The organism is Burkholderia sp. BCC1638 (genome assembly GCF_902833195.1).
Taxonomy (GTDB): Bacteria; Pseudomonadota; Gammaproteobacteria; order Burkholderiales; family Burkholderiaceae; genus Burkholderia; species Burkholderia diffusa.
In genome coordinates this window covers 1-4152 of record NZ_CADFEC010000066.1, presented here as the reverse complement: position 1 = coordinate 4152, position 4152 = coordinate 1, and the positions used below count along the sequence as shown (strand labels likewise).

At 61.1% G+C, this 4152-nt stretch carries 6 protein-coding genes; 4 read left to right on the top strand and 2 right to left on the bottom strand.

Features of this window, described 5'->3' with window-relative positions; genetic code table 11:
* The first annotated feature begins 355 nt into the window (after window positions 1-355).
* The 3 genes from cueR to HWX22_RS32170 all read left to right on the top strand — a co-directional run bounded on the left by cueR (window position 356) and on the right by HWX22_RS32170 (window position 1603).
* Window positions 356-760: a Cu(I)-responsive transcriptional regulator gene (gene cueR / locus HWX22_RS31150; protein ID WP_059820591.1), complete on the top strand. Its 405-nt coding sequence runs from the start codon at window positions 356-358 to the stop codon at window positions 758-760.
* A 215-nt stretch (window positions 761-975) separates the two neighbouring features.
* Window positions 976-1122 (top strand): DUF3563 family protein, encoded by a 147-nt coding sequence (locus HWX22_RS31145; RefSeq protein ID WP_006478295.1) that lies wholly within the window; start codon window positions 976-978, stop codon window positions 1120-1122.
* A 145-nt stretch (window positions 1123-1267) separates the two neighbouring features.
* Window positions 1268-1603, top strand: coding sequence for a hypothetical protein (locus HWX22_RS32170; RefSeq protein ID WP_244135332.1), 336 nt, complete (start codon window positions 1268-1270; stop codon window positions 1601-1603).
* 15 nt (window positions 1604-1618) lie between these two features.
* On the opposite strand, the gene rlmJ is transcribed toward HWX22_RS32170, so the two are convergent.
* Window positions 1619-2464, bottom strand: coding sequence for a 23S rRNA (adenine(2030)-N(6))-methyltransferase RlmJ (gene rlmJ / locus HWX22_RS31140; RefSeq protein ID WP_059530620.1), 846 nt, complete (start codon window positions 2462-2464; stop codon window positions 1619-1621).
* A gap of 112 nt (window positions 2465-2576) precedes the next feature.
* On the bottom strand, window positions 2577-3548 hold the full coding sequence (locus HWX22_RS31135; protein ID WP_059820590.1) for an aldo/keto reductase: 972 nt from the start codon (window positions 3546-3548) through the stop codon (window positions 2577-2579).
* 163 nt (window positions 3549-3711) lie between these two features.
* Between HWX22_RS31135 and HWX22_RS31130 the strand changes: the two genes are divergently transcribed.
* A partial coding sequence (locus HWX22_RS31130; RefSeq protein WP_175916983.1) for an SDR family NAD(P)-dependent oxidoreductase occupies window positions 3712-4152 on the top strand: 441 nt, incomplete at its 3' end.

Here is a 4152-nt window from a genome sequence, read left to right as displayed (position 1 = left end):
GATGATCGCTCGTTTCGGAAACCGGTGATCAGCGATCACCTTCGACCGAAACGGCCGATCACCATCAATCGGAACCACTGATCACGTTCAACCGAAATCGCTGATCACGTTCGCCGAAATACGCACTTCGGTGAATCGCTTTTTCATTGCCGCTCCTCTCTGGAACGGACTCTACACCGTCACCGTACTAAACGCCGGGAGCAGGTCAAAATCATCTGGATTGCCGTCGATTCCGTCGTCACCGCCCGCGCCGGAACGAAATCTCCCGATTTGATACGATAGAAGCGTCGTCGACGGGTTGCTTGCCTCGACGTTCATGTTCGAACCAGTGCTTGATGGAGAGAGAGGGCAGCGAATGAATATCGGCGACGCGTCGCGCGAATCCGGCGTCAGCGCAAAAATGATCCGATACTACGAACAGGTTGGTCTTCTTGCGCCCAGCAAGCGTAGCGACGCTGGATACCGGATCTACGGTTCGGACGAAGTCCATATCCTGCGCTTCATCCGCCAGGCGCGGCGGCTCGGTTTTCTCGTCGAGGATATCCGCAAACTGCTGATGCTTTGGCAGGACCGCGCCCGCGCCAGTGTCGAAGTGAAGTCAATCGCCCTCGAACACGTGGCTGAACTCGACAAACGCATCGCGGAATTGAGCGATATGCGCAATACGCTCGCCGATCTCGCCGCGCACTGCCATGGTGACGAACGACCTGAATGCCCGATCTTGGCGCGCCTGGCCGAACCGATCGGTGAACCAGATTAGTGCATACTCTCCAGGCCGAAAAGCGGCCACGACTCGATATTCATAAAAATCAATGAGTTAAAGCGGATATTTCATAAGCCATTCCAAAATGGAATGGTTCCCATGCAAGCATTTCACTAGCATCTTGGTGCGGCATCGCTATAATTCGGGATAACCCTATACGGGAAATCCCTGAATCTCGATTCGCCAGGGGTCCCCCTTCCTTGGAGAACATCATGATCGCCTACATCGTTGAAAAGCTGAGCAACTGGTTCGAATCCGCAGAACGTGAGCGCCGTGAGGCATACCTCGCCACGTCGTCGGACATCGTCCAGCTCGAGAGCCGCATCCGCTCGCTCGAAACCAACGGCTACTCGCTGTAATCGGAGTCACCGTCAGCTGCCGTGTGGCACCGAACGAAAAGCAAGCCCCGTGTTGACGGGGCTTTGTTTTTTGTGCGCTTGATCTGGCGAAATCGTTGGCGCGGCGCTATGGTATGGGCCTGTTTTTAACCGGAAGAATACGACCATGCGCTTGTGTCTCGATGTGCGTCACGTTTCTCGCGTGCGTCTCGTTCTGGGGGCTGTCGTGCTCGCTCACGGCGTGGCGGCCGGGGCGGCGACGTCGTCCAAGCCGCTGATTCTCGATACACAACGTGGGATCCAGGATGGCAAGGGCGGCCTGGTGTTGCAAACGGCTCCGTTATCGTCCGAGCCGATCGTCGAGCCCGCAGGCATGCGAGCGCCGGCCGGGCAGGGGTCGAATTCATCGATCCCGCTGTTTGTCGCGCCGTATATCAATGTGCCCGGTTGGGGCGTGTCGCCAGCCAATCAGCAGAGACCCACGCCCAGACCGCAGCCATAACGGCAAGACGTCCGCTCAGTTCCCGCGCTGCTCGATCTGGCACCGGGCGCCACTATCCTGTCCCAGGCGTTCGACGAGATAGGGCAGCGCTTCGTTCATGCTCTGCGCGAGTGTGTACGGCGGATTCAGGATGAACATTCCGCTGCCGTAAAGGCCCAGGCCGTCTGCCGGCGGATTCGATACCGTCAGCGTGAGGTGCAGCCAGTTGTTCGGTTGCAGGCGCTTGAGCTGCTCCGGAAAACGCTGCGATTCCACCCGTGCAACCTGCGGATACCAGATCGCGTAACAGCCGGTCGCGAAACGTTTGAGGCATTCCGTTACGCAAGTCACCGTGCGCGCGTAGTCCTTCTTGTCCTCATAGGACGGATCGATCAGCACCAGCGCGCGTCGCGGCGGCGGCGGCAGCAGCGCCTTGATGCCCTCGAAGCCGTCACCGGCGAAAATCATTGCACGGCGCCCCGCATCGCGGAAGTTGTGACGCAGCACGTCGATTTCCGTCGTATGCATTTCGAACAGGCGCATTCGATCCTGCTCGCGCATCGATCGCCATGCGAGATACGGCGAGCCCGGATAGTAGCGAAGCTCGCCGTCGTCGTTCAGCGCGCGCACCTCGTCGACGTAATCACCGAGCGCCTCGGGCAGGTTCTTTTCGTTCCATAGCGGCCCAATGCCGGTGTCGAATTCCCCTGTCTTGGCGGCATAACCGTCGCGCAGCGAATACACGCCGGCGCCGGCGTGCGTGTCGATGTACCAGTACGACTTGTCTTTCTTGTTCAGGTAGCGCAGCAGCTGGACGACGACGGCGTGCTTGAGCACATCCGCGTGGTTGCCTGCATGAAAACCGTGACGATAACTGAGCATGGCGGGCTGCCTGAAACAAAGGATGAATCGATGAAAACGGACGATTGCGCGTGGCCCGTCGGGCCGCGCGCCAATGCGGCCGCGTATTGTACGCGAGTGGGCGTGAGTCGCCTTACTCGAATGCGTCGCCGACGGCCTCCTCGATACGTTGCTTGACCTCCGGCGTCAGCTTCGCGGCGACGTCGAGCGCGCGCATGTTGTCGCCGATCTGCTCGATCCGCGACGCGCCCGTAATAACAGAGCTCACGCGCGGATTCGCGAGTATCCATGCGATCGCCAGTTGGGCGGTGCTGCAGCCGAATTCGGCCGCGATCGCGCCGAGCCGTTCGACCACGTCGTTGCTGGCCGAATCCGTCAGCCGGGCGCGGAGCCAGTCGTAGCCCGGCAGTTGCGCGCGGCTACCCGGCGGTACCCCGTTCCGGTACTTGCCGGTGAGCAGCCCCGATGCCAGCGGGCTCCAGGTCGTCAGGCCGAGGCCGTAGTCTTCATAGAGCCGCGCGTATTCCTGCTCGACCCGGGTACGATGGAACAGGTTGTACTGAGGCTGCTCGACGACCGGCTTGTGCAGATGGTGCCGCTCGGCAATTTCGTACGCGGCGCGGATCTCGTCGGCGCTCCATTCGGACGTGCCCCAGTACAGCGCCTTACCGCGTACGATCATGTCGCTCATCGCCCAGACGGTCTCCTCGATCGGCGTGTTCGGATCGGGGCGATGGCAGTACACGAGGTCGACATAGTCGAGCTGCAGCCGGCGCAGCGAGCCGTCGATCGCGTTCAGCAGATATTTCCGGTTCAGCGTGTGGTATTGGTTCGGCGCTTCCGCGAGTCCCCAGAAGAACTTGGTGGACACGAGATAGCTGACGCGCGGCCAGCCGAGCGACTTGAGCGCCTGGCCCATGATTTCCTCGGATTTTCCACCCGCATAGACCTCGGCGTTGTCGAAGAAATTGACGCCCGCATCGCGGGCCGCCGCAAGGCATTCACGGGCAACCCGCTGGTCGACCTGGTTGCCGTAGGTGACCCACGAGCCGAGCGAAAGCGCGCTGATCTGCAGGCCGGAGCGGCCTAGTCGTCGATAGTGCATGGGCGTCTCCCGCGACTCGGAACCGACCTTAAGCTTAGACGTTTTGCGCGCGAACGGCGGGGCCGATCGTGCACAATAGCGGCTGGCCTGTCTGCACGACCGCGCGACGAAAGCGGATGCAGCGGGGCGCGCTTTTTCGATCCGATAACGGAAGGAGACGGACATGGCAGCAGATCTGAGCGGCAAGACCGCAGTCGTCACGGGCGCCGCAAGCGGCATCGGCAAGGAAATCGCACTGGAGCTGGCCAAGGCGGGCGCCGCGGTCGCGATCGCCGACCTGAACCAGGACGGCGCAAACGCGGTTGCCGACGAGATCAACAAGGGAGGCGGCAAGGCGATCGGCGTCGCGATGGACGTGACCAGCGAAGAAGCGGTCAACAGCGGCATCGACAAGGTGGCCGAAACGTTCGGCTCGGTCGACATCCTCGTGTCGAACGCGGGCATCCAGATCGTCAACCCGATCGAGAACTACTCGTTCACCGACTGGAAGAAGATGCAGGCGATCCACGTCGACGGCGCGTTCCTGACGACCAAGGCCGCGCTCAAGCACATGTACAAGGACGATCGCGGCGGCGTCGTGATCTACATGGGTTCGGTGCACTCG

Coding starts and splice junctions, on each gene's coding strand:
- HWX22_RS31145 (WP_006478295.1), top strand. CDS start 976: ATGATCGCCTACATCGTTGAAAAGCTGAGCAACTGGTTCGAATCCGCA.
- HWX22_RS32170 (WP_244135332.1), top strand. CDS start 1,268: ATGCGCTTGTGTCTCGATGTGCGTCACGTTTCTCGCGTGCGTCTCGTT.
- rlmJ (WP_059530620.1), bottom strand. CDS start 2,464: ATGCTCAGTTATCGTCACGGTTTTCATGCAGGCAACCACGCGGATGTG.
- HWX22_RS31135 (WP_059820590.1), bottom strand. CDS start 3,548: ATGCACTATCGACGACTAGGCCGCTCCGGCCTGCAGATCAGCGCGCTT.
- cueR (WP_059820591.1), top strand. CDS start 356: ATGAATATCGGCGACGCGTCGCGCGAATCCGGCGTCAGCGCAAAAATG.